Here is a 24,950-nt window from a genome sequence, read left to right as displayed (position 1 = left end):
TTCTTACACAATTTGATGAGTGCCATTACTTAAAATTAAATGATCTAACAAGGGAATACTCAAAAGTTGTGCCCCTGCTAATAATTGCCGTGTTATTTCTATATCTGCTTCACTAAGTTCTAAATTACCAGAAGCATGATTATGGGTAACTATCGCCCGTGTTGCACCTTGACGAATGAGTTCTCGAAAATATGACGGGCAGAAGCTAAAGTTTCCGTCGCAGTACCACCAATAGTGATTACTTTTGTCCCCAGAAATTTATTTATTTTTCACATCTAAAAGTAAGACGGCGAAACGTTCTCGATTTTGCCACATTAAGTCTTGATTGAGGGTTGCGGCCGCAGCTACAGGACTGTCAATTACTGTTCCATCGGCAGAACGGCATCAAAAAGCACGTTCACCTAATTCAATTGCGGCGAGAATTGTTGTGGCTTTTGCATGGGTAACACTGTGAATTTCCATCAACTCAGCGAGTGTAACTTCTCGTAAAGCAGCTAAGGGGTCACGCTGATTCTGGCTCAATTATTGTAGTATATATTGCCCTAAAGCGACTGCGGAGAGTTTACCCGATCCTTGTCCAGTTCCCAACAGAATGGCAATTAATTCCGCATTGGCTAATATTTTCGGTCCATCAAATCGTTCACGGGGACGCTCATTTCCAGGTAAGTCGGCGATTCTGAGGCTGTCATATAGAAACAAAGGGAATATGCAGCGAGGATGGAATTATTGTAGTTATCCCTTTTTTAAACTGAAAATTATCTCTATGGACAAAAATATTTAATTTTTGAACGTTACTACTTGCCTTTAGGCTTGATGATGAATGTTTATCTTTACTGTGAACAAATTAAGTCAGCAAAACCACAGATAGATGGTGATACCGAGTAAAAGTAAGGCTGTAAATTGAGTGATGCGTCTTTGGTGTCAGGCTGGGTGAGTGTGATCTGTTATTGACATTGCTTCTTGAACTAAAATCGAAATTGATGAACCCACTACAAAGCTCAAGCCCACCACTAAATAAGGTTCCTCTGGTACAAGTGTCGCAATTATTAGCATAGCTATCGCTAACGTCAGGACCAATAACTCAATAAATCGCGGTGGATTATATTGACTTGATAAAATCAGGGTATTTACATAAGAGTTCCACAATCGCATAATTTGTTAGTGGTCAGTAGTCAAATGTGATTCTTCTAGAATCCTTGCAGAGACGTTCCATGGAACGTCTCTGCATTAGATGATAGAACTTAGACACAAACAGAGTTAAAAGTCTGTCACCTGTCACCTGCTATAACTAACGCGCCCCACCTTTGATTCCTGTCCCGTTTTTCTGTGCAGCATCATCTTCTGAAAGTTCCACACCAAAAACGCGAGCAAAAGCTTTTTGCACTTTGTAGCCAGAATCAATTGATTCTAAAGGATCCTTCCGTAAACGGTGACGCAGACATAAAGTAATTACCCGTCGGATATCATCAACGGTAACTTGTGTCCTTCCTTCAAAGGCGGTTAAGGCTTTAGCAGCGCGGTTGGTTACAATGTCACCCCGCAAACCATCAACATCTAATTCTGAACAAACTTCTGAAATTTTCACCCGCAGGTCATAGTCAAGGTTAACTTGGGGTAACAATTCTTGAGCCTTGACAATTTTTTCCTGTAATCCTTCTTGTTCGGATTTGTAATTTTCTAGAAAAAACGGGGGATTTTGGTCAAATTCTGACCTTTTTTCCACAATGTGCACCCGCAATGCTGGTTCTTTCACTGTGTGAATTTCGGCGTGCATTCCGAAGCGGTCGAGTAGTTGGGGACGGAGTTCTCCTTCTTCTGGGTTTCCTGAACCAACCAGAACAAACCGCGCTGGGTGACGGATAGAAATTCCTTCCCGTTCTACCGTGTTCCAACCACTAGCAGCAGAGTCCAGAAGTACGTCTACCAAGTGGTCATCTAACAAGTTGACTTCATCGACGTAGAGAATACCCCGATTCGCTTTGGCCAGTAGTCCTGGTTCAAAAGCTTTTACACCTTCAGACAAAGCTTTTTCGATGTCGATGGTACCACAAACCCGGTCTTCTGTAGCTCCCAATGGTAAATCTACCATCTGTACTTTTTTGTGAGCTATGGGAATTTCTGCCCCTTGGGATACTAGTTGACGGACTTCATCGCTCATCAAGTCCGGGTCGCTGGGGTCACTGCTGAAGGGGTCATTGGCAACCACGGAGATTTCTGGCAGCAGGTCTGCCAAAGCGCGGATAGTTGTGGATTTGCCGGTGCCGCGATCGCCCATAATCATTACACCACCAATTTTGGGGTCAATAACGTTTAACAGCAACGCCAGTTTCATTTCTTCCTGGCCGACAATTGCAGTAAACGGAAAGATCACGCGACGCGCACTTGCCATAGATTGAGCAGTTGGAGTCACTAAATTACCTTAACAATACTTTTCTCATTACAATTCTTTATTTTGCCATATTTGGCCAGTGTGGTTCAGTTATTCAGTTTTCGGGAACAGGCAGAGGTGACAATATCTGAATTTTTCAGCACCTGATGATTGGGCTGCTGTTTCTATGTAAGGAAACTGGGGATTTGAGGACAAAATAAATAGACCTCTTACAAAATTGTTTCTGTGGTATGATAGAGAGATTTAGATTTTATGTATTTTTGGTGTTCTTTGCGGTCGCTAATTCAAACATAACTGTGTAAATCTAACTTTTGGCTAAAACACATGTACCCTCTCATTATAACATAAAATTAATTCTGCAATAGGTCTAATAATTACGAATTACACGGTGTTTTTGCAAATCGTCTAAATTACAAACTTCCAAAGGTCTAGCGTGTGTAGCTTCTAGAACAACTGGAGGTGCAACACCATCTGCTAGGGCTTCTTGCCATCTGGCTGCACATAAATACCAACAATCTCCAGGTTTTAAGCTGGGAAAGTTAAAGTGAGGTGCAGGTCTGCTGAAATCATTGCCTTGGGACTTTGTATATTTTAAAAATTCTTCTGTCACTTGAGCGCAAACAATGTGCATCCCAAAATCCTGACCACCTGTCTTACAAAAACCGTCGCGGTAATATCCAGTTATGGGAGATGTGCAGCAAAGTTGTAGTTTTTCACCAAGTACGTTTTTGGCTTCTGTCATTTTTCAAGATTGTGTAGGTTGTTAGATATAGATGGAGATGATACAATCAAAAGTTATTTTTTTATCCTTTGAGCTTTTTGACCCATGTTGGACACGATGTAAGCCTGTTGAGTAGAGATTGGTCTGCTGTCCAAAAATTCCGCAGATTCTAGTTCGGTAACTGCCAAGAAAGCAGTATCATAGAGAGTTGCCAGAGAGAATTTTTCAGTGATCGCATAGGTTTTTGTACGGATATCATCCCTATCGAGGTAGTCAATGGGTATTTGGCAGGAATTATCATAAAAACCTTCTGGTTGTGCTCCGGTAATTGCTCCCGATCTAACTTTATTTTCGCAACACTGACCCAACTTCAGACCATGCAAATCCCGGAGCAACTAAATGCACATCTGATGTTAACAAGGGAATAATCCAGTTTCTTGCTTGGGTTGTAATGTTTCAGGCAGAAGATAGGGAATCCAAATACTGGTGCCAATACACTTAGTCACGGCTTCCCTAACCTGCTCGTAACTGACGAATTAAGTCCACTGAACTTGATTGCATACCTGTTTTAGCTTCTACTTCCGCACTACGACCTACAATCCGCTGATGGGCTGCCAAAGCCCACCGTCGTCGCACTTGACGGGCGATCGCATCCACAAGCATCTCATTAAAAGACTCACGGCTTTCTCTAAACTGCTTTGCTTGTTGTAGCAAGTCCGCAGGAATGCGAATACTTATAGCGCTCGTTCCATAGTTACATTTAATGTAATTAAAATATGATTTCATATGATGTAACTATGGTCCAATATTGTCAATTCTAAATATCCAATCATAATGATTATTCTTTCTGCTCCTAGTTTTGGTTAACGATAGAATAGTTATAAACCCCAAATCTAGTTACAGATTCATTATGGAAACAACTTTAAAGCGTCTGAATTTTGAAGAGTACCTAACTTACGATGATGGTACAGATAATAAGTATGAATTAGTTGATGGGGAGTTAGTATTAATGCCACCTGCTGTATTTAAACATGATAATATTGTTAACTTTCTTGACATAGCCTTTTATTTAGAAATTAAACGTTTGGATTTAGACTGGATAGTTAGGCAAGGAACTATTGGAGTCAGAACCACTACAAACAAATGTCGTATTCCTGATATCATAGTCATTCAGGGTGAAGAATGCCGATAAATTCTCCTGATGCTCCTTCCTGAGGTTTTAGAAACAGCACCATTATTAGTAGTGGAACTTGTTAGCGAAGGTTCTATAACTACTGATTATCGGCGTAAACGTACAGAATATGCTAATCGAGAAATCCCTGAATATTGGATTATTGATGTTATGAATTCTAAAATTTGTGTATCATACCTCTTGCAGATTTACTTTTATGTAACAATGAGAGGGTGTCTTTGTTTTAGCCAAAAATTAGAGTTACACGGTTATGTTTGAATTAGCGATGCCAAATAACACTAAAAATACATAAAATCTAAGACTCTCTATCATAACCAAAGAAACAATTTTGTAAGAGGTATATTTTTATTAAATGAGGGAGTTTACGATTTTCTGGAATTTAAATAAAGATAATAAAAAAATTGTCTCTATGATCTTTCCTGAATTAGTGTTAATGGTAGAATAAATAATATTGAGCGCATAATGAATTAGTAAAAATTGAAAAATGCACAAATTAAATAAACGTTATAATTAGACAGGCAACTATAAATGATCATCAAGGCATGAGAAAATAGGCTATCAAATTAGTTCATCAACATCAAGATTTTAATCCACTCAGATTGGTTGAATTTGAGAATCACGAACAACGGCCTTTTAATTTATTTGAAGAACAAATGACCAACCCAAAAGCAATTATGTTAGTTCTGGAAGTAGAAAATGAAATTGTTGGTTATTCATTTACACGGTTAGAAGAAAGTAGTTTCGTTGATATTATACCAGCACCAGTATGGCTTCATGATATATACATTGCGTTAATAGATTGACCTCCATCTTTTAGCAATCTAGTTAGGGCAGATTTATACTCATCAGAGTATTTTCTTGTTCGATATACATCTGACTTTTTTCTGCTTATTGTGTAGGTTTGATTGGACGAATTCTACCACGATTCATACAGGATTAGGAACAGGGGAAACAGTGATATTTTGAATCAAAACCATATCAATAGGACTTGCGCATCGATAAAGTAGCAAAATAGTGTAATGGTAAAAATGTCATTTACTTAGCAGGTATGGGAGAATTAGAGAAATAATCAAACCTTCTACAGCAGAATGCAATCTGGAACATTACACTGTGTTGTTACTATCAGAACCAAAGCATGGGGGATGTTGTAGATTGGCAGAGATATTGGAAAACGTTTCACATGACAGTGTAAATAAATTATTGCTCAGAGAGAGATAGGAACCGAAAGATTTATTCCATACAGTAAAGAAAATCATAAATATAGTAGGAGGGATTTTAAGTGTGGATGACACAGTAGTATAAAAATTGTATAATGACACAAAAATTCAGAATTAATCAGTTATGTTTGGTCTAGGAAATATCATAAGAGCATCAAAGAAATAATAAATTTAATCACACTGTACTAAAGTGATGTGTATGAAAATTCAGTACCAATAAATTACAGAATATACGAGAAGAAGGAGGGAAAGACGAAGAACGATTATTTTCAGGAAATGCTCAAGGAAGTGATTGATTAGGGTGTAAAACCAAGAATAGTTACAGGAGACAGTTGGTATTCAGGGGTAGAAAGCTTAAAATTCTTGAAAAACCAGAAATTGGGTTTTCTGTTTGGGATTTAGAAAAAAATAACCGTATCAAGTAAACTGGAAATAAACTGGAAAAGTACTGTCTATTAAGGAGTTTACAAATTCCCGATAAAGGTTTGATAACTCATTTGAGAGCATTTGGATTGATTAAATTTTTTAGGCAAGAGTTCAAGAAAGAAGATTATAGAGACTATATAGTGTATGTACCAGATGAAGAAGCTCTCAATCAAATCACCAAAGATGAATTTGTGACAATTGATGATACTCATTGGGGGATTAAAAGTTTTCATAGAGCCATCAAACAAGTATGTGGAATTTGTCGATTTATGGTTAGAGATAGCCAAGGAATTAAAACACAGATGTTTTGTTCACTTCAAGGATTTGTTTGTTTAGAAAAAATGTACTCTGAAAACATAATTTCTAATTGGTATGAATTGCAAAGGAACTTATTCACTTCAGTTGTGCGCGACTACATTGTGGAAAATCTTACCAATGCTGGTGCTGCTTAATACCCCTGGATGAGTTTTTTTGTCAATGCGTAACTCCTACGATATTGTAATTCCTCAAAAAGGACAACCAAAGTTTAGCGGTTGGATTTTCAATAGATTTGATACAATGAACGCTGAAACTTAGATAAGGAGATGGTTGAAATTTATGGAGACTTTTTCCTAATAACAATCCATTGGTACATAAGTAAACATATTTCTTGCGTTCCACTAAACCTTTAAAGATTTCATCAATTTGAGGATGTAATAGTGGTTCTCCTCCAGGAATGGAAATCACAGGTGTGCCGTATTCTTCTACAGCTGCAAAGCACTGTTCTGGGGTGAGGTTTCGTTTAAGAGTTTCTGTAGTATACTGGATTCTTCTACAACCTGTATAATCTAAGTTACAACGGAAAAGAGATTCTAAAATTAATACGAGGGGAAAGTGTTTACGTCCTAGTAGACCCTGCGTAACTAAATACTTTCCAATATCAATTGCTTGTTGTAGATTAATCGCCATTTAACTAACACTCCTCTCTTTGATTATAGGGAATAGAGAGGTCCGGAAATTTAGAAAGGAGTCTGTGTATGGCTTTCCATAGTATTAAGATGAGAAAATAGCCAACGAAAGAATCAGGGTTGGGAATAGTTACGGATAGTTCCTATCCATGAAGATGTTAATGACTAATTCATAACTGACCTCACATCCATAACATTTATGAAATGGGCAAAACTAATTAACCAATTCCTAATATGACTAAACCACAAATAGTTAGTAAGAATTACTTGTGAGTAAATTGGGCAATCCAGGGGAAATCTTTGTTGAGGTACCCGGAATATTTTTACAAGTCTAATGACCTATTCAACGAAAATACCCTTGGTGGAAAACTCTTTGTTTCCTGCCTTTTATCCTGAGTCGCCATGGCATAATCGCTATCATGTTTTTTTACCTGTTCAAGGAGACTAGGAGGGAAAACATTCCGTAATATCTTTAGCCAGTAATAAAATGTGTCCTTTGCCTCCTTTTTCCATATACCGAAATGTAAACCTAAAACCTCAGATGTTGGTATTTCCCTCAAATAGAATAATGATAGACATACCTGTTGTTTTATCTCTAGTTTCCCTTTCCCCCCTGCTCCTTTCTGATTTATACCTATCTTTTTACTTTCTATGTCACCTTGAAGTTTTTTATGCTACATTTCACCTCGGGCTAACAAGTCTTGAAACTCATGCTTAGTTATTCCCAGTATTTGTTCTGTAGGATGTGAATGTTCTTGAATATAGTTAATTTAGTGGATTTTTCCTTTTGGTACACCCTCAAAATTCCCTTCTACCATTTTTTTCACTCCAAGTTAATTTTCCTGACAGGTCTAATTGTTAGTTGCTACCATATATTCTCAGAATTTTCTCTGGAATTATCTAGCCTATTTGCAGCTTGCTTATTTTCAATATATATATTGACGTATTGCAAAAATAAATGCTGGTAGTAGCGGAGTTACAATATCCAATACGAACTTTCCTAAAGTTAACCCTCCAATTAAACCTACTAGAAAGACAATTATTTATTACAATTGCTACTAATCCAATAAGTATACAATGGAGATAACGACGCTTTTGTTTAGCATCCCACCAAATATTAGATAGTTGACAAATCAAACGTGCTTCATGGATAAGTAATTGGTCAACACTAACGGGATACCAGTCTTTTAAATCTAAGTAATTTGGATCTTCTTTTCTATATGGAGCACCATTAATAATGAATTCTGGCTCAGGACGACTACCAGAGCATAATTGTGACTAATCTAATTCAAAAATAAATATTGCAATGAAAGAATTGTTATATCTTCGCTGCTTTTTCCTGTAGGGATTTTTGTAAATGACTGAGAATAGCTTGTTCTAATAAATAATCTTACAGACAATCCCCATAAAGCAGCAGAAATTTGTAAACCAGGAAAAATTTCAACCAAAATAGACCATAGAATTACAGATAGGATACACTGATGTTTTGGATATTCTTAGCATCAGAGTAAAGCTGACGCTGTGCGGCTAAACGTTCTAACTGAAGTTGTCTATCTTGTTCTTGAGGTATATGGTTCATGAGTATCTGGTGAATAGTTATTAGCTAATTTTTACTTAGTAAATAGGAAAATAACTTCCAAAGATTTATCCACATTTATTAACAGCTAACCTATGATAACCTGCACTTTGCAATCCAATAGCCTCTAAGGATTTTGTATAATCTTTAAATCCGCGACTATAAATTATTCTTTTATCTTCTAAATCCAAATTATCAATATTACCTTGTATTGACTTAGGATCATTGACTGGATAGAAAATATTAGTGGGAATATGGGAATATGTGTATTTCTAATAAAACAAAAGACGCAGAAAAAATTCTCTGCGTCTCTGGGTGGAAAAAACCCTTAAACTATCTCAGAAGTCTGCACAGTAGGCTGTGGCTGTGGCTGGAACATAAACAGCGAATAAACCACATCACGGCGGATATTCACCATCATATCCAAGAACAATTCATAACCCTCACTCTTATACTCAATCAGAGGGTCTTTTTGACCATAACCACGCAAGCCAACAGACTCCCGCAAAGCATCCATTTGTTGCAGATGTTCCCGCCACAAAGTATCTATGCGTTGGAGAATAAAGAACCGTTCTGCTTGTCGCATCAAACCTGGTTGAATTTGGTCAATTTGCGCTTCCTTCATATCATAAGCAATACGCGCTTGTTCATGGAGGAAAGCCTTAATTTCTGATACTCCCATATCCTCCAACTGACTGGCTTGCATATCAGCCAACAGGTAAACAAACTCCTTAACTTTTTCCACCAATTTTTCCAATTCCCATTCTTCTGAAGGCAAATCAGGGTTAATGTAATAATTAACGATGTCGTCCATCGTTTTTTCAGCGTACTTAATTACCTGTTCCTTCAAATCTTGACCTTCCAACACCCGTCGACGTTCTGCATAGATGGCACGACGTTGGTTATTCATCACCTCGTCATACTCAAATACCTGTTTTCGGATGTCGTAGTAATAGGTTTCAACTTTTTTCTGTGCGCCTTCTAAGCTGCGAGTTAACATACCTGATTCAATAGGCATATCTTCTTCTACTTGGAAAGCATTCATCAAGCCGGCTACGCGATCGCCCCCAAAGATCCGCAATAGGTTATCCTCTAAACTGAGGAAAAATCTTGTCGTCCCAGGGTCACCTTGTCTTCCCGCCCGTCCACGCAACTGGTTATCAATTCGCCGTGACTCATGGCGTTCTGTGCCAATTACGTGCAGTCCGCCTCTACTTACCACATCATCGTGTTCACTGCTGGTGAATTCTTCATACTCATGCTTAATACGCTGGTAAGCTTCTCGCAATTTCTGAATTACAGGGTCGTCCGTAGGTGCTTTTTCCGCCGCCACAGCTACCTTATCTTCCGCTTCTAATTCTGGTAAACTCCGACTGCCATAAGCTTTTACTGCTACCTCCACCGCTTCTTTTAAAAGTTGTTCTGTTTCCTTCGATAGCTGGGTTGGGAAAACTTCCGGGGAAGCCCGCCAAGTCTTCACCTTTTTACCAGGAACAAAGCCTTGAGCACCACCACTAGCAGCCATAGGTAGTCCAGAAGCCCTTTGCATGCTAAAAACATCTTCATCCTCTGGGCTGACAATACGGGGCATAAAATATTCCCGCAGCTTCAACCGCGCCATATACTCAGAGTTACCACCCAGGATGATATCTGTACCCCTTCCCGCCATGTTAGTGGCAATAGTTACACCCCCCCTACGTCCCGCTTGGGCGACAATCTCTGCTTCCCGTTCTACGTTTTCCGGTCTAGCATTAAGCAACTCATGGGGAATATTTATTTCCTTCAGGAGTCGGCTGAGGAGTTCAGATTTTTCTACACTGGTTGTACCCACTAACACAGGTCTACCATTTTCGTACATTTCCGCACATTCTTTTGCGATCGCCCGCCATTTTCCTGGTTCAGTCTTAAACACCATATCCGACAAATCTTCCCGTCTTCTAATCCGATTCGTGGGAATAACAGTAACTTCCAGTTTGTAAATCTTCTCAAACTCTACCTCTTCCGTTTTTGCAGTTCCCGTCATCCCCCCCAACTTGGGATAAAGCAAAAACAAGTTTTGATAAGTAATAGTTGCCAAAGTTTGGGTCTCAGGCTGAATTTCTACGTGTTCCTTCGCCTCAATGGCCTGGTGTAAACCATCACTCCAGCGTCGTCCCGGTAGTACCCGACCCGTAAATTCATCCACAATCACAACTTCATCATTGCGGACAATATAATTCACATCCTTGAGAAACAATTCCTTAGCCTTAATCGCATTAAAGACAAAATGCGCCCAAGGATTTTCAGGATCAAACAAATCTGTCACACCCAACAGACTTTCCGCTTCTGCAAAACCCTCATCAGTTAAAATAACGTTACGATCCTTCTCATTAACATCATAATGTTCATCTTTTTGCAGAGTAAAAGCAATTTCCGCCGCTTGCAAATATTTTTCTGTCGGTCTTTCCACCTGACCAGAAATAATCAACGGTGTCCGAGCTTCATCAACTAAAATTGAATCTACTTCGTCAATAACACAATAATTAAACGGGCGTTGCACCACCTCAGGCATAGAGGTAGCCATATTATCCCGCAGGTAATCAAAACCGATCTCACTGTTAGTTACATAAGTAATATCACAGTCATAGTTTTTCTTCCGTTCCGTCGGGTTCATAGTAGCTTGAATCAGCCCCACACTTAAACCCAAGAACCGATGTACCTGACCCATCCATTCAGCGTCCCGACGTGCCAGGTAATCATTAACAGTAATAACGTGAACACCTTGACCTGTCAGGGCATTTAAATAACTCGGTAAGGTAGCCACCAAGGTTTTACCTTCACCAGTTTTCATTTCCGCAATTTGCCCAGAGTGGAGAATCACCCCACCTAATAATTGCACATCAAAGTGTCGCAACCCTAACACACGCCTTCCTGATTCCCGCACAACAGCAAAAGCCTCAGGCAAAATATCATCCAGAGTTTCACCCTTAGCTAATCGCTGTCTAAATTCGGCAGTTTTACCTTTTAACTCATCATCAGAAAGTGCTTTAATTTCTTCCTCTAACAGGTTAATTTCTGTAATGTAAGGTTGGTATTTTTTAAGTTTACGAGCGTTGGGATCGCCCAACAAGAGTTTTAGCATGGCAGTTTATGGAACTAAATCAAGGGGGATGGAAATTAAAGGTTTTAGCTAATAGCTATATAATTATAGACACTTAACACAACCCAGCCGTTTTGGTTATAGATGGCTAGGAAATGAGAATTTACTCAAAAACCAAATGAAAAAATCCCAATCACCTTGTTATGACGATTGGTTTTAATTCTTATCTTAATATTTAAACTCCTTCATAGTATAATTCTGCCACCAGATAGCGCAGGGGAGCAGGGGAGCAGGGGCGAGAATTACGAATTTATTTCTCCCATTCTAGTGTCAGGCTGCGGAAATTATACTTACTTGCACCAGGATGACAACTGACACAACTGCCGATGTTTATAGGTTCTGGTAATTTGACACCAGGATGTAAGGCTTGGAAATAACGGGATCTATTGAGGCGATAGGGTATTGCTTCATCTTGACGCTGCACACGGGAGAAAGTAGAAATATATTTCCACACCAAGATGCGTTGTGGATCGACCAACGGCTTAATCTGTGCGCCATAGTGCTGGGAGTCTTCCACAAGATTCTTCCAAGTTTGGGTGGGAAATACCGCTGGTGGTAAAGCAATGTGACAGGTTGAGCAATTTTCTATATATAATTCTTGCCCTAATTGGTATTGTGCGGGTACTACGTCAACGGTGCCAACTGAGGGGGTGGGGTTAGCGGCGTGAACACTGGTGGTGGCTAAACCTAGTATAAATCCTATAGCTACACTCCAAGCGAAAATCACCAGCATGACAATCAGCAGTTGGCGTTTCATTCGTTGATGGGATGATTTTAGTTTAAACATATCAAGTATAAGTTAAATTACTTTAAACTAAATATTGCTGTTTTTGTATCTATTGAAATACAAACCTAATTGTTGAGTCATTTGTATGCACCGGATATTTAGACAGGTTTTATCAAAATTTGTTGCATGATGTCTTGTTTATTTGCAGGTTTTATAATTTCTTTCAACAAGTTCGATACCATCATAGTCTTCTACAAACTCTATCGCCAATGCTTGCCAACTTGAATCAAGTTTTGGGTAAAATTCAGGAGTACAAACATAAGCTTCTCAATTTAATGCTGGGTAGTTTCTACTTAATTTAAAATTAAACCGACTTATAGTGTTTATTAATTGCCTAATAGCATCTGGGAGGATAGAGTTTTAGCAGAAAGACTCAAATAGGAAGCAAACCATTGAGATAAGCACAAGGAAGGGAAAGGATTTGGTAGACACTTTCAACATTCCACTGTGGTCCAGAAATTTTAATCCTTGCTCCAATGTGTTTAATAGCAGATTCGACAAATCCAGAACCAATAGAACACAGTTGTTTAGCTTGGTAGTAGGTGTAGTTAATAATGCCAGTGGGATGTTTTTCGCCTATGTCGAAACACTTCTTAACTTGTTTGCCTCGACAATTATTAAATAAAGGTTGAATTGGCTCTATCTGACCTTGCCACAATAAACTCCCAACAGCTTGGAGACGCTTTAAAGAACCACTAATTTGATAAAGATTCTCTTTGAGGTGATACCAATCTAAAATTTCCAAAGGTTTGAATTTTTCAGTTCCAAACTCTTTAACTAAATTCCAAACTCCATCATGACCATCCCCCAAACACACAAGGGGGTTAACCAAAGACTGGCTATTAACATAATCAACTAATGATTGATTAGTTATTATCAAAAAATGCGCCATCATAAATTCCTTGTAGACGAAGGGTCTTATAGTCTCGCCAGTACCAGCCTGCTTGTAGTGTTTGCCCCCTAGTAGTCGACCAAGGCAATGTTGCTTGGTAAGCCCCTCTAATTGATAAACTAGTCAGAAAAGGGGTTGACCATGGTAAAAAAGTATGTTGTAAATTTAAGCGAAGAGGAAGTTTTACAACTGCAAGCAATCCTCAAAAAAGGAAAGCACAAAGCAAGAAGTATAACCCGTGCAAACATTCTTTGAATGGCATCTGAGGGAGAAACGGACACGGCGCTGCCGCAGTTCGAGTTCATGTTGCCACGGTGGAAAGGACAAGAGAAAACTTTGTGATTGGTGGATTAGAGTTTGCTTTAAAGGATGGGGAAAATCCACCAAAACCCAAAAAATTAGATGAAAAACAAGAAGCATTTTTGATTGCGACTGCTTGTTCTAATCCGCCAGAAGGAAGAGTGTGTTGGACAATGCGATTATTAGCGGAGCATTTAGTGAAGGTTGGTATCATAGATTCCATTTCAGACGAAACAATACGCCAAACTCTAAAAAAAATGAAATTAAACTGTGGTTAAAAGAACAGTAGTGTATTCCCGAAGTTAACCCAGAGTATGTGTTAAGAATGGAAGATGTTTTGGATTTGTACAATGAGCCATATGATCCGAAAAAACCTACACTCTGCCTAGATGAACGCCCATATCAATTAGTAGAAGAAGTAAGACTTCCTTTGCCACCAGAACCACATCAGCCTGAAGGTTATGATTGTGAGTATAAATGCAATGGTGTTGTAAATTTATTTGGCTTTTTTGAACCAATAGCCGGGTGGAGGCATATTGAAGTTACACAACATCGGACAAAAGCTGATTTTGCTGAACAATTAAAAGATTTAGTAGATGTTTATTAACCCCAAGCTGATGTGATACCTTTACTTGTTGATAACCTAAATATTCATACTCCAAGTGTTTTATATGAAGTTTTCTCTCCAGAAGAAGCACGCCACATTATTCAAAAATTAGAGCTCCACTATACTCCTAAACACGCTTCTTGGTTGAATCAAGTAGAAATTGAATTATCAGTTTTATCTTGCCAATGCTTAGAACGACGTATTCCTAATGTAGAAATATTATCTTCTGAAATTGCTACTTGGGAGTCACAGCGTAATCAACAAAAACCCAGTGTTTATTGGGGTTTTAAAACCAAGGATGCACGTAAAAAAATGCAGCGTTTATATCCGAGCATTTAACCCAGCAAAATTGCCTTGGTAGACTACTAGTCGTACTTTTCCACCATCCATGCTCACTTTACAGACAGCTTGTTTTCCTTGTGGTAGCTCCCAATCTTCTTCTACAACTAGTTTTTGTTGCCTTCTATGGGCAACTTTTACTCCTGTTAATGCTTCAATTTCAACTTCTGCTTGTTGATATGATTCCTTAGCTGATAGCCTCAAGCAGCACTTTTGAAGTAATGGACTTAACCGACTTCTTGGCTTCAAACCCAGTCTCTGCAACTGTTTAGCTTTCAGTTTTAGTTCTCCTCTCCTACCAAGGCTTTGACTTTCCTGGTTTTACCTACTTTCCTTCCGGTTGTTTCTTCAATAAAAAAGGGCTATTTCTGGACTTACCACTTCTAATATTTGACTCCTTACTGTTTTTTCTATTCCTTCCAAGTCTGTTATCTGACTTTTGTCTGCTTCTTCATATAACAATGTTGCCTATTCTTCTAAGCAGGCTTTGAGCCGTTCTTTTTTCCTGGTTCATAGTTGCTAATCCATACCTGTTTATCCTGATATTCTCCTAACACCTGTGTATCTTCCAATAGTGGATGCTCCCTTTTGTTCTGTTCTTATGTCTGGATCTTTCTTCTGTGCTTATCACATTCAATTTGAACTCTACAAAACAAAAATCATTTTCATCAAAAAATAGAAAATCGCCATAAGAATTACCAAAGCTTAAAAGTCCCTCTTGTCCATCAACATCAATAGGAATGAAACTAACTATTTTAGCATTGCTGACATTAATACCAAGTCTAAATGAGTGTAGATAGAACTGTAGAATAAAGAACATGGAAGATAAAGACTCATGAGGAAGCAATGGCACGCCCTTTCAATCTAGAAGTTCAAGAAAGTGCTGAGTATTTGTCAAAAAGCCTGAAAAATGCGCGGACAGCATTAGACAAAGAACGTTTACAAATGCTGTGGTGGATAAAAACAGAACAAGTAACCCAGCATCAAGAAGTGAGCCGAAGATTGGGCAGAGATGGGTCAACAATAACAGGATGGTTACAAAGGTATGGAAAAGGAGGACTATCTTCTCTTTGAGAGGTAAAAACTGCGCCTGGGGCAACTCCTTTAATACAAGGTGAAATGCTATCACAACTAATATCAAAGTTAGAATCCCCCCAAAGGTTTAGCAGTTATAGGCAAATTGTGGAATGGCTAGAGCAAGAATGGCACGTCCAAGTCAAATACAAGACAGTTTACAGTTTAGTGCCCTACAAACTAGGGGCAAAGTTGAAAGTACCTCGACCCATCAGCTCATCACAAGATGAGCAAGCTATAAACCTTTAAAAAAAAACATCCCCCTTGCCTTGGTAGCTTTAGAGAAACTATTGGGTGGGGGAAAACGACTGAGTTACCTGTGCCAGGACGAAACCAGATTAGGTTTGAAGACCGAAACTGGACGAGTGAGTGATTACGGCTCGTGGTGTTAAACCTGTAGTGAGGGTGCAGTGGCCACGAAAAGCATTTTGGCTTTATGGAGTTGTTGAACCCACCTCTGGATGGCATTTTTGTCAGGAATATCCTCATCTAAACAGTGAAAATTTTCAGAAATTCTTGGATGTCCTATTTCAGGAATTAGGTTCTGATATGGCATTAATGCAGATGGATCAAGCTTCTGCACACCAAGCTTTGGCACTGTCTTGCCCTGAAAATATTATTCCCATTTTTCAAACATCTCACTCTCCTCAACTTAACCCCATGGAGCGATTATGGCAGTTTATTAAACGTCAGTTCAAAGGTGAAAGTTTCTCACATCTCGACCAATTGCGTCAATGAGTTCAAAATGAATTAGCTCAATTATCTTCTGAGGTCATCTCCTCTTTGACCAGTTATGATTTCATCCTTGAAGCTCTGTTTCACCAAGCTTTATTCTGTGCAGCCTCATAGAGAATTGGTATAAGTAATTTATTGCTGTTAAATCCTTCAACAATAGTTTTAATACCATTTAGTTGAATACTAAAGGTATTATCCTCGAGTTGAATACTGGTAAGAATGAAAGATTATCCTTTATAGTCTTTGACTGAAAACTCGTCTCTCAATTCTATTTATAGAAAGAAGATCAGGCAACTTAGGGAAAATATTTGATAGAAGTTCTTTGATATCAGGACTTACGCAACTGGCACAAATAGCGGGCGGGATGTAGCCCTGGCACGGAACAATTAAACTCAAACCAAGCACATAGGAAGACTTGGGCATTTTAGTTGCTGAATTAAATAATTAGAAAGGAATCTATGCTTGTTTTGATAAACAGTTTGACCAGTTTGATAGGCTAAATTCTTTAATCTAATCCAAACCAACATTGCACAAGCAATATGATCTCCTTGAAGCCTAGCTTTACGACATTGACAAGATTCAATGCCAGTGATTTGTTTAATCTCTCGGTGAAACTCCTCAATTTCCCAACGAATTTTACACACCTCTTGTACAACATTCGTAGAACTTTGAGATAAATCCTTAGTAGCGACATAATCCGTTCTGTTGGTAGAAACAGCAACCCGGAATAGTTTCACTTTTTTCTGAGCGGGAAACCCTTTAATTTTTATAATTTTACCACATTCTAACTCTTCAGTACTCCATTGTCATAATTCAATAGGTTTATCTTTTCCTTTGGCAAATGTATCATCAACTAACCGATTCTTTTTTAAAGGGTAATAATAAATTTCGTCTAATCTATCAATATACAGCATGAAACTGTTTACTGCATACCATGTGTCCATCAGAACAGTATTAAATGGGAAAAGCTGATGATACACCAGGTTTTGCAGCATATCTTTCACATGGTCTATCTTGGTTTTACCATCCACATCAGGATTAAAAATGCGGTAATCTATTACCCCAAATCTTTGAAATTTAGGATTCACATATACACAACTGACTACACCAATTCTTTGGAGTATGCCATGTTCATTACCACTATATTGTCTCCTCACTATCTCTATTTCTTCAGAATATCTTTTGTCTAAAACACTATCATCAAATATGATGTACCAATTACCATCAGCTTCTACTACCTCTTTCACCTTATCCCATAGTAAACGAGATGTTAACTTTTCGGTTTTTAAATAATAGTTAATTGCATCATGGCTAATACTTTCTAAATGCTCTGCTAAATTAGTAATTGTATAGTTAATTTAACTAGTTCATAAGTATTGGCAGTAATCAAGTTTAGTAAATCTCATTACCGTCAGGAACATTTATCTAATACAATCTCCTACCTATTTTCTCATGAATATTTCAATAATGTTTTCTGTTGCAGCTACTTCTTATGGGTTGATAAAGCTTTCGGTATCCGATTTATTTAATACCGATGTACTATATTCACCCATTGCCTGTCCCAGTTGCCTAAGTCCTGAATATCTTCAAATTGGCTGATCTTGTTTTAAAGGTTCTAGCGTGGATACTGTAAAAAGCCTGAAAATCACCAGTCAAAATTTCGGAAACAGTATCCAAATAATTTTGTTGAATCGTACCTTTTCCAGCATTGAAAATGGGTTGACAATAATTGGTATTCTCTCCAACAGATTGATAACCTAGTAAATAAGCTGAAAAGTCATGAGCATTTAACCAACAATCTTTCGGAATTATTTCTGTTACTTCTGATTCTAACGACGGATTCTTTTTTACTACTCTCTCTGCAAAGAGTAGATTATTGAAAACTGTTAATACATAATGACTCTGAGTTCTAACGATAAGTTGTTGTCATCATTTTGATTTACCATTAAGGCTAATAGTTTAATCACTTCCTTTTGAGCAATGGCAAATAAATGTGCTTATGGTTTTTATATTATTCTTAATATTTCTAACTCATCAAGGATATTAATAAAAATATCTGGCGAAATCCTTATACACTCCTGCTGTCCTGATGAAGCATTACAAAGATAAATATAATCCTTTACTTCATTATCCAATCTGATTTTTTCATTACCAGAGGGATCAATATAATATTTTTCCTTTAATATTCCATGTCCCATGGATTTTGTTCATACTAATAGATAGTTTTCTTCTTATCTACCCTGTTATTTTTTTACGAAATCTTAATTGGTTAATCTTTCCATATAAAATATCTTAAGAATATCTCTATTTATTATAACTTTGTGCATGAATTTTAGCATTCAGATTATATCTATCTTTTGCTCACTACCTTAATAGTTAAAATTTAAAATATTTGTCGTAAACTATTTTAAATACTTGCAAATAGATACCTTGCAAGGAAATCATAATAACTTACTGTTGCGCTTATTACCGAAATTATAAATAATGGATTTTTTTACTTACTTTCAAAAAATTAATTTAAAAGTGTATAAAGCTGTTAAGTATATCCTAATTTCATCTTCCTTATTAATTAAGGATTCAAAATTAGAATTTAAATATTCCTGCCTAACTCTCAGTTAGATACTACTAGCAAAATTTTTAAACTCCCCATCTATAAGATGAGTGAGTATATATAATTTTCACTTCTTGATTTCATTCTAAAATTAATTTTATATATTTATCTTTCCCAAAACTATATTAGACCTACTGCAAAATTGTTTCTGTGGTATGATAGAGAGTTTTAGATTTTATGTACTTTTGGTATTCTTTGAGCTCGCCAATTCAAAATTTCGAAATCATGTAAGTGATTGGTAGGAAGAAAAAACCTATAAAATTCTTCCCGAATAGGAGATAATATATCAGAACCAATATCCACATATTTCTGTTTATCCCAGTAAATTTGACTACATAAATTGACTGAATAAATCATCTTTTAGTGTTTTAAGGAAGTAAATGAGTTTAGCAATAGTGCTTTTATGACTGGCTTATTCACCAATTAAAACTAAGATTTTCTTGACTTCAGTCTGTGCATTTTGAATTGCACCGAAGTCTTTGATAAAAGTTTTCTGCATAATTGCTCTTTTTTTATGTTACCATTCAGCTAATGCCTAACGGCACGCTACGCTAACAGCAGTGAGCGTTTTCAGGCTAACGCCAAAAATACCTATTTGATAATTAAGCAATTTCTCAAACAGTCTCACTCCTGACTCCTGAATTCTTACTTTTTTATATTCTACAATTAATTTTTTTATGTTACCCATCGCTGACTTGTTTATCAAGGGAAATCACCGCAGCAAGACAAGCCAGCAGTTCTGGATACATTTATTTACCTTTTAAAAATTACGGAATAGCAACCGATCGCAAGATCCCATCAACTATATCTTTAGCATTCCTTCCACCTCTAGGAATCAGGCGATGACAAAGAACGTGAGGTGCAAGAGATTTCACATCATCGGGAATAGTATAATCTCGTCCTAAAATAAAAGCTAATGCTTGGGTCGCTTTTTGTAATGCCACCGTACCACGTGGACTAACACCAAGACTAATTTCCTCATCCTGTCTGGTTGTCCGCACCAATTCTAAGATGTATTGTTGCAAGGAAGTTTCTACTTTTACTTTTGAGCAGAGTTGGCGTAACTCAGCCACCTCATCCAAAGTAATACAAGGCGCCAAATCAGCTAATTGAATACCATTATCTAGATTTTCCAGCATTTGTAATTCATCTGACTCCGAAGGATAACCCAAACTCAAAGACAGCATAAATCGATCCATCTGTGCTTCTGCTAAAGGAAACGTCCCTTGGTACTCAATGGGGTTTTGAGTAGCAATCACAAAAAAGGGCTGAGGAACAGTATGGGACACACCATCAACCTTCACCTGACGTTCTTCCATTACTTCCAGGAAAGCTGACTGGGTGCGGGGAGTAGCACGGTTAATTTAATCAGCTAGTAGGACGTTAGCAAATACTGGCCCCGGCATAAAGGTAAATTCACTGCTTTTAGGATTCCAAATATTTGTGCCTGTAATGTCAGTGGGGAGTAAATCGGGGCTACATTCATTGTAGCCGCTGAAATCTGCTATCTACAGAACGTGCTAAAGATTTGGCCAGGAGGGTTTTACCAACTCCTGGTACATCTTCTAACAAAGGGTGACCACCACCAAGTAAAGCAACTACCACCAAGCGAATGGCCTCATGTTTAGCAACAATGGTACGAGCCAGATTTTGTGTTAAAATCTCGATTTTTTCTCTCATGCTGGGGATTGGGTACTTGGGATTGGGGAAGATGGGGAGATGAGGGAGATGGGGGAGATGGGGAAGTAATTTTCCTAATGCCCAATGCCCCATGCCCAATGCCCAATCACCAATATATACAGTGTTCCCTAGTAATTATCCAAATTCAGTATGATGCTAAAAATTCAGTATGATGCTAAAATTTCTCTGGCTACAGTGCAGTCCAGTTGAATTTGGGTTTTTAGGGCTTCTAGGGAAGGAAATTTTTGTTCAGGGCGCAAAAATTTTACTAGCTGAACAACTAGTTCTTTACTGTATAAATCATCAGGCCAATCAAACAGATGTACTTCTACAGCAAAATGAGTACCATTAACGGTGGGGCGGTTGCCTATATTCATTACTCCTAAGTTCTCATTAGCAGACACTTCTGGGTTTTGGCTATGGATAACAACCCGTACTGCGTAAACTCCTTGATGGGGTAAAAATTTATCTTTTGGTAGTTGCAGGTTTGCGGTGGGAAAGCCAATGGTTCTACCTAATTTTTGACCTGGTATCACTACACCCGTTAGGGTATAGGGTCTTCCTAGTAGGCGGTTTGCTTTTTCTATATCCCCTGCTTCCAAACTTTGACGAATTAATGAAGTGCTAATCCGATTGTTCTCGGTCAGTGTGGTATTGATGTCACTGCTCTTTGTGGACAATTCATCTATATCAGTTTGGATGGGAACTATGGTGACGGGTATATTGAATTTGGCAGCGAGAGTTTGCAAATCTTTGGCTGTACCTGTGCGCTTTTTGCCAAAACAGAAATCTTCTCCCACACTGATTTGTTGACATTGTAGTTGTTGGACAAGTATTTTTGCTACGAAATCTTGGGGTGAGAGGGCAGATAGCTCTTTATCGAAGGGTAATAATACTAGTTGTTCTACCCCAAGCGATCGCAACTGTTCAACTTTTTCATCAAGTGGTGTCAACAAAGTACGGGGTTGTCCTGTAAAAAACTCGTGTGGATGAGGATCAAAGGTGACAACTGTCGAGTGTATTCGCTTTTTTTGTGATTCTAGGGGTGTTAGATTCCCGGTTGGAAGGGTTGATTTTTCTGCTAAGTTCTCCCCGTTTCCCCGTCGTTCCTGATCCTGGGCTGAGGGCAAAATTGGTTGAATTACCCTTTGATGACCAATATGAACACCATCAAATTTGCCAAGAGCAACAGCAGTTGGTGTTAGTATTCCTTCAGTTGAAGAAGTAACCAACACGGAACACCCATTTTGAAACAAATTTAGCACGTGGATTCTGGGATTTTAGGTTTATTCTAGCTGTCAGCAACAAGCTCTGTCACCTCTATTTTTGCTGGGGAGAGTTACCTACCCCTCAAAAATCCCTCGTCTGAATTCTGGATACTTACTTGCCAATTGGCAAAAAAGAGGGCCGAAAATTTAGAAAGGAGTATGTGTCTGGCTTTCCATAGTGTTAAGATGAGGAAATAGCCAAGGAAAAAATCACGGTTGGGAATAGTTACGGATAGTTCCTATCCATGAAGATGTTGATAACTAATTCATAACTGACCTCATATCCATAACATTTATGAAATGGGCAAAACTAATGAACCAATTTCTAATGTGACTAAACCACAAATAGTTACTAAGAATCACTTGTGAGTAAATTGGGGAATTCAGGGGAAATCTTTGTTGAGGTACCCGGAATATTTTTACAAGTCTAATGACCTGTTCAACAAAAATACCTTTGGTGGAAAACTCTTTGTTTCCTGCCTTTTGTTCTGAGTCGCCATGGCATAATCACTATCATGTTTTTCTACCTGTTTAAGGAGACTAGGAGGGAACACATTTCGTAATATCTCTAGCCAGTAATGAAATGTGTCCTTTGCTTCCGTTTTCCATATACCGAAATGCAAACCTAAAACCTCAAATGTTGGCATTTTCCTCCACTAGAACAAGCATAGACATAGCTCTTCTTTTTTCTTTTATCTCTAGTTTCCGTTTCCCCCCTCCTCCTTTCTGATTTATACCTATCTTTTTACTTTCTATGTCACCTTGAAGTTTTTTATGCTACATTTCACATTGGGCTAACAAGTCTTGAAACTGATGGTTAGTTATTCCCAGTATTTGTTTTCTACGATGTGGATATTCTTGAATATAGTTAATTTAGTGGATTTTTCCTTTTCCTACACCCTCAAAATTCCCTTCTACCATTTTTTTCACACCAAGTTAATTTTCCTGACAGGTCTATTGATTCTGATAAAGGATCTAAAACCGGAACTTGGAGTATTAATCCCTCTCTAGCCATGATTGCACCAGGAAATTTCTCAAATACTTGTTTGCCTACATTATCTAAGAAATCATCGTTGTGGCCAGGATCATGATGGTAAATTACCAGAGTTTTGACGTTGGCTGCTTGTGCTACTTTCACAGCTTCTTGCCAAGTAGAATGTCCCCAGCCAATTTTTGGTAATTTTGGGGAATGGTATTCATCATCAGTATAAGTGGAATCGTAAATCAAGATGTCGGCATTGCGAGCCAACCAGAGAACATTTTGGTCCAATTTCTCAGGTAAATGTTCTGTATCTGTGATGTAAACAGCAGATCCACCATGCCAGTTAACTCTATATCCCACAGCTTCACCGGGATGGTTTAAATGCCTGGTTTCTATCATAATGTCATCAATCTGGATGGGCTGCCCTGCTTTAATGTTGTGAAAATTCAAATTAGCTTGCATAATCTGCAAGGGTACAGGGAAGTTGGGATGAAGCATCTGGTCATTGAGACGTTGTTCAATGGTAGAGCCATCAGGAGCGATCGCTCCATAAATATTAAATTGATTACCTTTGATAAAAGCTGGGCTAAAGAAAGGAAACCCCTGCATGTGATCCCAATGGGAGTGAGTGAAGAAGATATGACCTTCTACGGGCATTTGGGACAATAGCGATTGACCTAAAACGTGGACTCCCGTACCACAATCAAAGATTAAGCGTTTACCCCCGACTTGCATGGCTACGCAAGGGGTATTACCACCATAGCGAACTGTGCTTGAACCTGGACAGGGGATGCTGCCCCTAACGCCCCAAAATTGGACTGTAAATTGATTCTCTATCCTAGACATGGGTGTTGGTTGCTGGACTGAGCGGGTAATCAATCAAAAAAAGGCTTCTTATGTTTTTTAGTTTATGCTGTCTTAGCATCTTGGTTATAGGGTATGTTTTTTAGTACAAAATCATACCCTATAACCGTTACAAGAAAGTTAAAAGTCAAAAGTTCTTTGTTTCTAACTTTTGTCATTTTGCTCTGAGTTGGCTGATTTGTATCATTCTTTAATAGTAGATACCGGGTTAAGCAAATAGAGTATAATTAATTCTCAATGCACCATAATTTATTATGTAGTCATTTATCCGAATAAAATGCCTAAATCTATATGGTCAATTTGATTGTAAAAGATTTAATTGACACTACAGTCTTAACCTAATACCAAAAAACTTAGGGGAATTTAAATTCCCACCTGGAGAGTTGATGCAGTCCATTGGCATAAGTAAGATTGTATTGCAATGGAGTAATACTAATGAAGTTATTACGCATGACTTCTACATCAGTGGGGATATCTGACGGCAGATTTAAACCTGCTGGTGGTTGCACATCTTCTAGAACCTCTCCCGTTAACCAGTAGTAAGTTTTGCCACGGGGATCTACTCGCTTGTTAAAAACATCTACATAGCGACGCACTCCTTGACGGGTAAGAGTTGCACCAACAATTTCTTCCCAGGGAATAGGAGGAATGTTGACGTTAAGTAACATTAAATCTGGTAATGGTTCTGCTGTCAGTTGGTCAACTAGAAGTTTGGCAAATTTGGCTGCTGGTTCAAAGTTTTTGTGAGTATGACTAGTCAGACTGAGGGCAATACTAGGAATGCCTTCTATTATACCTTCCATTGCTGCCGAAACAGTTCCTGAGTAAAGGATTTCCGTTCCTAAATTGGCACCTTGGTTAATTCCAGATAACACCAACTCAGGAGGGGAATCGAGCAAAGCCCACAAAGCTAATTTTACACAGTCGGAGGGTGTACCGTCACAAGCCCAAGCATTGATAGCAGGATGAAACAGGGATTCAACCATTTCAGCGCGAATCGGTTGATGTAAGGTTAATCCATGTCCTGTTGCCGAGCGCTCTCGATCTGGACAAACTACACTAACATCATGGCCGGCTTCGGCTAGAGTGTTGGCTAAGGTGCGGATACCCAAAGCGGAAATACCGTCATCGTTGCTAATTAGTAATTTCATGTGTCATTGGTCATTAGTCATTGGTCATTAAATTAGTGGTCATTAGTTATTAG

18 protein-coding genes and 10 pseudogenes are annotated in these 24,950 nt (G+C 38.3%); 8 read left to right on the top strand and 20 right to left on the bottom strand.

Translation table 11 applies throughout. The features are described 5' to 3' along the window. Window positions 1–3 precede the first annotated feature (3 nt). The 6 genes and pseudogenes from radC to AAZO_RS15580 all read right to left on the bottom strand — a co-directional run bounded on the left by radC (window position 4) and on the right by AAZO_RS15580 (window position 3,896). Window positions 4–699, bottom strand: a pseudogene (radC, locus tag AAZO_RS15605) (RadC family protein). Between the two features lie 240 nt (window positions 700–939). Beyond that, window positions 940–1,152: pseudogene (locus AAZO_RS15600) on the bottom strand (hypothetical protein); the annotation flags it as partial. Window positions 1,153–1,288: 136 nt separating this feature from the next. Next, a complete protein-coding gene (gene bchI, locus AAZO_RS15595; RefSeq protein ID WP_013191980.1) occupies window positions 1,289–2,410 on the bottom strand; it encodes a magnesium chelatase ATPase subunit I in 1,122 nt (373 codons plus the stop codon). Window positions 2,411–2,756: 346 nt separating this feature from the next. After that, window positions 2,757–3,131 (bottom strand): DUF2237 family protein, encoded by a 375-nt coding sequence (locus AAZO_RS15590; protein WP_013191979.1) that lies wholly within the window; start codon window positions 3,129–3,131, stop codon window positions 2,757–2,759. A 53-nt stretch (window positions 3,132–3,184) separates the two neighbouring features. Beyond that, on the bottom strand, window positions 3,185–3,478 hold the full coding sequence (locus AAZO_RS15585) for a PIN domain-containing protein (protein WP_228371230.1): 294 nt from the start codon (window positions 3,476–3,478) through the stop codon (window positions 3,185–3,187). A 145-nt stretch (window positions 3,479–3,623) separates the two neighbouring features. Then, complete coding sequence (locus AAZO_RS15580; RefSeq protein ID WP_013191977.1) at window positions 3,624–3,896, bottom strand: YlcI/YnfO family protein; 273 nt, start codon at window positions 3,894–3,896, stop codon at window positions 3,624–3,626. 124 nt (window positions 3,897–4,020) lie between these two features. Between AAZO_RS15580 and AAZO_RS41500 the strand changes: the two genes are divergently transcribed. From AAZO_RS41500 to AAZO_RS15565, 4 genes and pseudogenes are all read left to right on the top strand, one after another. Beyond that, window positions 4,021–4,302, top strand: a complete 282-nt coding sequence (locus AAZO_RS41500; RefSeq protein ID WP_049790753.1) for a Uma2 family endonuclease — start codon at window positions 4,021–4,023, stop codon at window positions 4,300–4,302. 9 nt (window positions 4,303–4,311) lie between these two features. Continuing rightward, window positions 4,312–4,560, top strand: coding sequence for a Uma2 family endonuclease (locus tag AAZO_RS41495; RefSeq protein ID WP_049790752.1), 249 nt, complete (start codon window positions 4,312–4,314; stop codon window positions 4,558–4,560). A 395-nt stretch (window positions 4,561–4,955) separates the two neighbouring features. Then, entirely contained in the window at window positions 4,956–5,105 is a 150-nt protein-coding gene (locus AAZO_RS38660; RefSeq protein WP_228371229.1) for a hypothetical protein, read from the top strand. A 253-nt stretch (window positions 5,106–5,358) separates the two neighbouring features. Continuing rightward, window positions 5,359–6,397 (top strand): annotated as a pseudogene (locus AAZO_RS15565) (IS701 family transposase). Window positions 6,398–6,503: 106 nt separating this feature from the next. Here AAZO_RS15565 and AAZO_RS15560 read toward each other — a convergent pair. From AAZO_RS15560 to AAZO_RS15540, 7 genes and pseudogenes are all read right to left on the bottom strand, one after another. Further along, window positions 6,504–6,893 (bottom strand): annotated as a pseudogene (locus tag AAZO_RS15560) (radical SAM protein); the annotation flags it as partial. Between the two features lie 322 nt (window positions 6,894–7,215). Continuing rightward, window positions 7,216–7,485: a helix-turn-helix domain-containing protein gene (locus AAZO_RS26905; protein ID WP_081462799.1), complete on the bottom strand. Its 270-nt coding sequence runs from the start codon at window positions 7,483–7,485 to the stop codon at window positions 7,216–7,218. Window positions 7,486–7,792: 307 nt separating this feature from the next. Further along, window positions 7,793–8,152: pseudogene (locus AAZO_RS43885) on the bottom strand (S-4TM family putative pore-forming effector); the annotation flags it as partial. Window positions 8,153–8,354: 202 nt separating this feature from the next. Further along, window positions 8,355–8,471 (bottom strand): S-4TM family putative pore-forming effector, encoded by a 117-nt coding sequence (locus AAZO_RS35465; protein ID WP_013191973.1) that lies wholly within the window; start codon window positions 8,469–8,471, stop codon window positions 8,355–8,357. Between the two features lie 325 nt (window positions 8,472–8,796). Next, the gene (gene secA, locus AAZO_RS15550) at window positions 8,797–11,589 is read right to left on the bottom strand and encodes a preprotein translocase subunit SecA (protein ID WP_013191972.1); all 2,793 of its coding nucleotides are present in this window, start codon (window positions 11,587–11,589) and stop codon (window positions 8,797–8,799) included. Window positions 11,590–11,857: 268 nt separating this feature from the next. Further along, a complete protein-coding gene (locus AAZO_RS15545; protein WP_013191971.1) occupies window positions 11,858–12,394 on the bottom strand; it encodes a cytochrome c in 537 nt (178 codons plus the stop codon). Between the two features lie 373 nt (window positions 12,395–12,767). Continuing rightward, a pseudogene (locus tag AAZO_RS15540) lies at window positions 12,768–13,341 on the bottom strand (ISKra4 family transposase); the annotation flags it as partial. Between the two features lie 86 nt (window positions 13,342–13,427). On the opposite strand from AAZO_RS15540, the pseudogene AAZO_RS30795 reads away from it, so the two are divergent. After that, a pseudogene (locus AAZO_RS30795) lies at window positions 13,428–14,532 on the top strand (IS630 family transposase). A 27-nt stretch (window positions 14,533–14,559) separates the two neighbouring features. Here AAZO_RS30795 and AAZO_RS30790 read toward each other — a convergent pair. Continuing rightward, window positions 14,560–15,046, bottom strand: a pseudogene (locus AAZO_RS30790) (ISKra4 family transposase); the annotation flags it as partial. A 332-nt stretch (window positions 15,047–15,378) separates the two neighbouring features. On the opposite strand from AAZO_RS30790, the gene AAZO_RS33990 reads away from it, so the two are divergent. The 3 genes from AAZO_RS33990 (at window position 15,379) to AAZO_RS15510 (ending at window position 16,344) form a co-directional block, all read left to right on the top strand. Continuing rightward, window positions 15,379–15,606 (top strand): helix-turn-helix domain-containing protein, encoded by a 228-nt coding sequence (locus tag AAZO_RS33990; RefSeq protein ID WP_041640488.1) that lies wholly within the window; start codon window positions 15,379–15,381, stop codon window positions 15,604–15,606. A 45-nt stretch (window positions 15,607–15,651) separates the two neighbouring features. Then, the gene (locus AAZO_RS43880; protein ID WP_049790750.1) at window positions 15,652–15,855 is read left to right on the top strand and encodes a winged helix-turn-helix domain-containing protein; all 204 of its coding nucleotides are present in this window, start codon (window positions 15,652–15,654) and stop codon (window positions 15,853–15,855) included. Window positions 15,856–15,975: 120 nt separating this feature from the next. After that, a complete protein-coding gene (locus AAZO_RS15510; RefSeq protein ID WP_144031312.1) occupies window positions 15,976–16,344 on the top strand; it encodes a transposase in 369 nt (122 codons plus the stop codon). Window positions 16,345–16,733: 389 nt separating this feature from the next. Here AAZO_RS15510 and AAZO_RS30780 read toward each other — a convergent pair. The 6 genes and pseudogenes from AAZO_RS30780 to surE form a co-directional block, all read right to left on the bottom strand. Continuing rightward, window positions 16,734–17,699, bottom strand: a pseudogene (locus tag AAZO_RS30780) (IS701 family transposase). A 2,020-nt stretch (window positions 17,700–19,719) separates the two neighbouring features. After that, window positions 19,720–20,632 (bottom strand): annotated as a pseudogene (locus AAZO_RS15495) (AAA family ATPase). A 164-nt stretch (window positions 20,633–20,796) separates the two neighbouring features. Then, a complete protein-coding gene (locus AAZO_RS15490; RefSeq protein ID WP_041640862.1) occupies window positions 20,797–21,897 on the bottom strand; it encodes a bifunctional riboflavin kinase/FAD synthetase in 1,101 nt (366 codons plus the stop codon). A gap of 422 nt (window positions 21,898–22,319) precedes the next feature. Continuing rightward, entirely contained in the window at window positions 22,320–22,547 is a 228-nt protein-coding gene (locus AAZO_RS33980) for a transposase family protein (RefSeq protein ID WP_041640849.1), read from the bottom strand. A gap of 254 nt (window positions 22,548–22,801) precedes the next feature. Continuing rightward, window positions 22,802–23,728, bottom strand: coding sequence for an MBL fold metallo-hydrolase (locus AAZO_RS15480; RefSeq protein ID WP_013191968.1), 927 nt, complete (start codon window positions 23,726–23,728; stop codon window positions 22,802–22,804). A 371-nt stretch (window positions 23,729–24,099) separates the two neighbouring features. Then, on the bottom strand, window positions 24,100–24,897 hold the full coding sequence (gene surE / locus AAZO_RS15475) for a 5'/3'-nucleotidase SurE (protein WP_013191967.1): 798 nt from the start codon (window positions 24,895–24,897) through the stop codon (window positions 24,100–24,102). Window positions 24,898–24,950 lie beyond the last annotated feature (53 nt).

The sequence above is a fragment of the 'Nostoc azollae' 0708 genome (assembly GCF_000196515.1).
GTDB classification, from domain to species: Bacteria; Cyanobacteriota; Cyanobacteriia; order Cyanobacteriales; family Nostocaceae; genus Trichormus_B; species Trichormus_B azollae.
This window is presented reverse-complemented; position numbering and strand designations above follow the sequence as displayed.

Bases quoted from the DNA above. Each gene is read 5' to 3' on its own strand.
- secA (WP_013191972.1), bottom strand. From the start codon at position 11,589: ATGCTAAAACTCTTGTTGGGCGATCCCAACGCTCGTAAACTTAAAAAA.
- AAZO_RS15545 (WP_013191971.1), bottom strand. From the start codon at position 12,394: ATGTTTAAACTAAAATCATCCCATCAACGAATGAAACGCCAACTGCTG.
- AAZO_RS15590 (WP_013191979.1), bottom strand. From the start codon at position 3,131: ATGACAGAAGCCAAAAACGTACTTGGTGAAAAACTACAACTTTGCTGC.
- AAZO_RS41500 (WP_049790753.1), top strand. From the start codon at position 4,021: ATGGAAACAACTTTAAAGCGTCTGAATTTTGAAGAGTACCTAACTTAC.
- AAZO_RS15480 (WP_013191968.1), bottom strand. From the start codon at position 23,728: ATGTCTAGGATAGAGAATCAATTTACAGTCCAATTTTGGGGCGTTAGG.
- AAZO_RS33990 (WP_041640488.1), top strand. From the start codon at position 15,379: ATGGCACGCCCTTTCAATCTAGAAGTTCAAGAAAGTGCTGAGTATTTG.
- surE (WP_013191967.1), bottom strand. From the start codon at position 24,897: ATGAAATTACTAATTAGCAACGATGACGGTATTTCCGCTTTGGGTATC.
- AAZO_RS35465 (WP_013191973.1), bottom strand. From the start codon at position 8,471: ATGAACCATATACCTCAAGAACAAGATAGACAACTTCAGTTAGAACGT.
- AAZO_RS15580 (WP_013191977.1), bottom strand. From the start codon at position 3,896: ATGAAATCATATTTTAATTACATTAAATGTAACTATGGAACGAGCGCT.
- AAZO_RS33980 (WP_041640849.1), bottom strand. From the start codon at position 22,547: ATGCCAACATTTGAGGTTTTAGGTTTGCATTTCGGTATATGGAAAACG.
- AAZO_RS41495 (WP_049790752.1), top strand. From the start codon at position 4,312: ATGCTCCTTCCTGAGGTTTTAGAAACAGCACCATTATTAGTAGTGGAA.
- AAZO_RS43880 (WP_049790750.1), top strand. From the start codon at position 15,652: ATGCTATCACAACTAATATCAAAGTTAGAATCCCCCCAAAGGTTTAGC.
- AAZO_RS38660 (WP_228371229.1), top strand. From the start codon at position 4,956: ATGACCAACCCAAAAGCAATTATGTTAGTTCTGGAAGTAGAAAATGAA.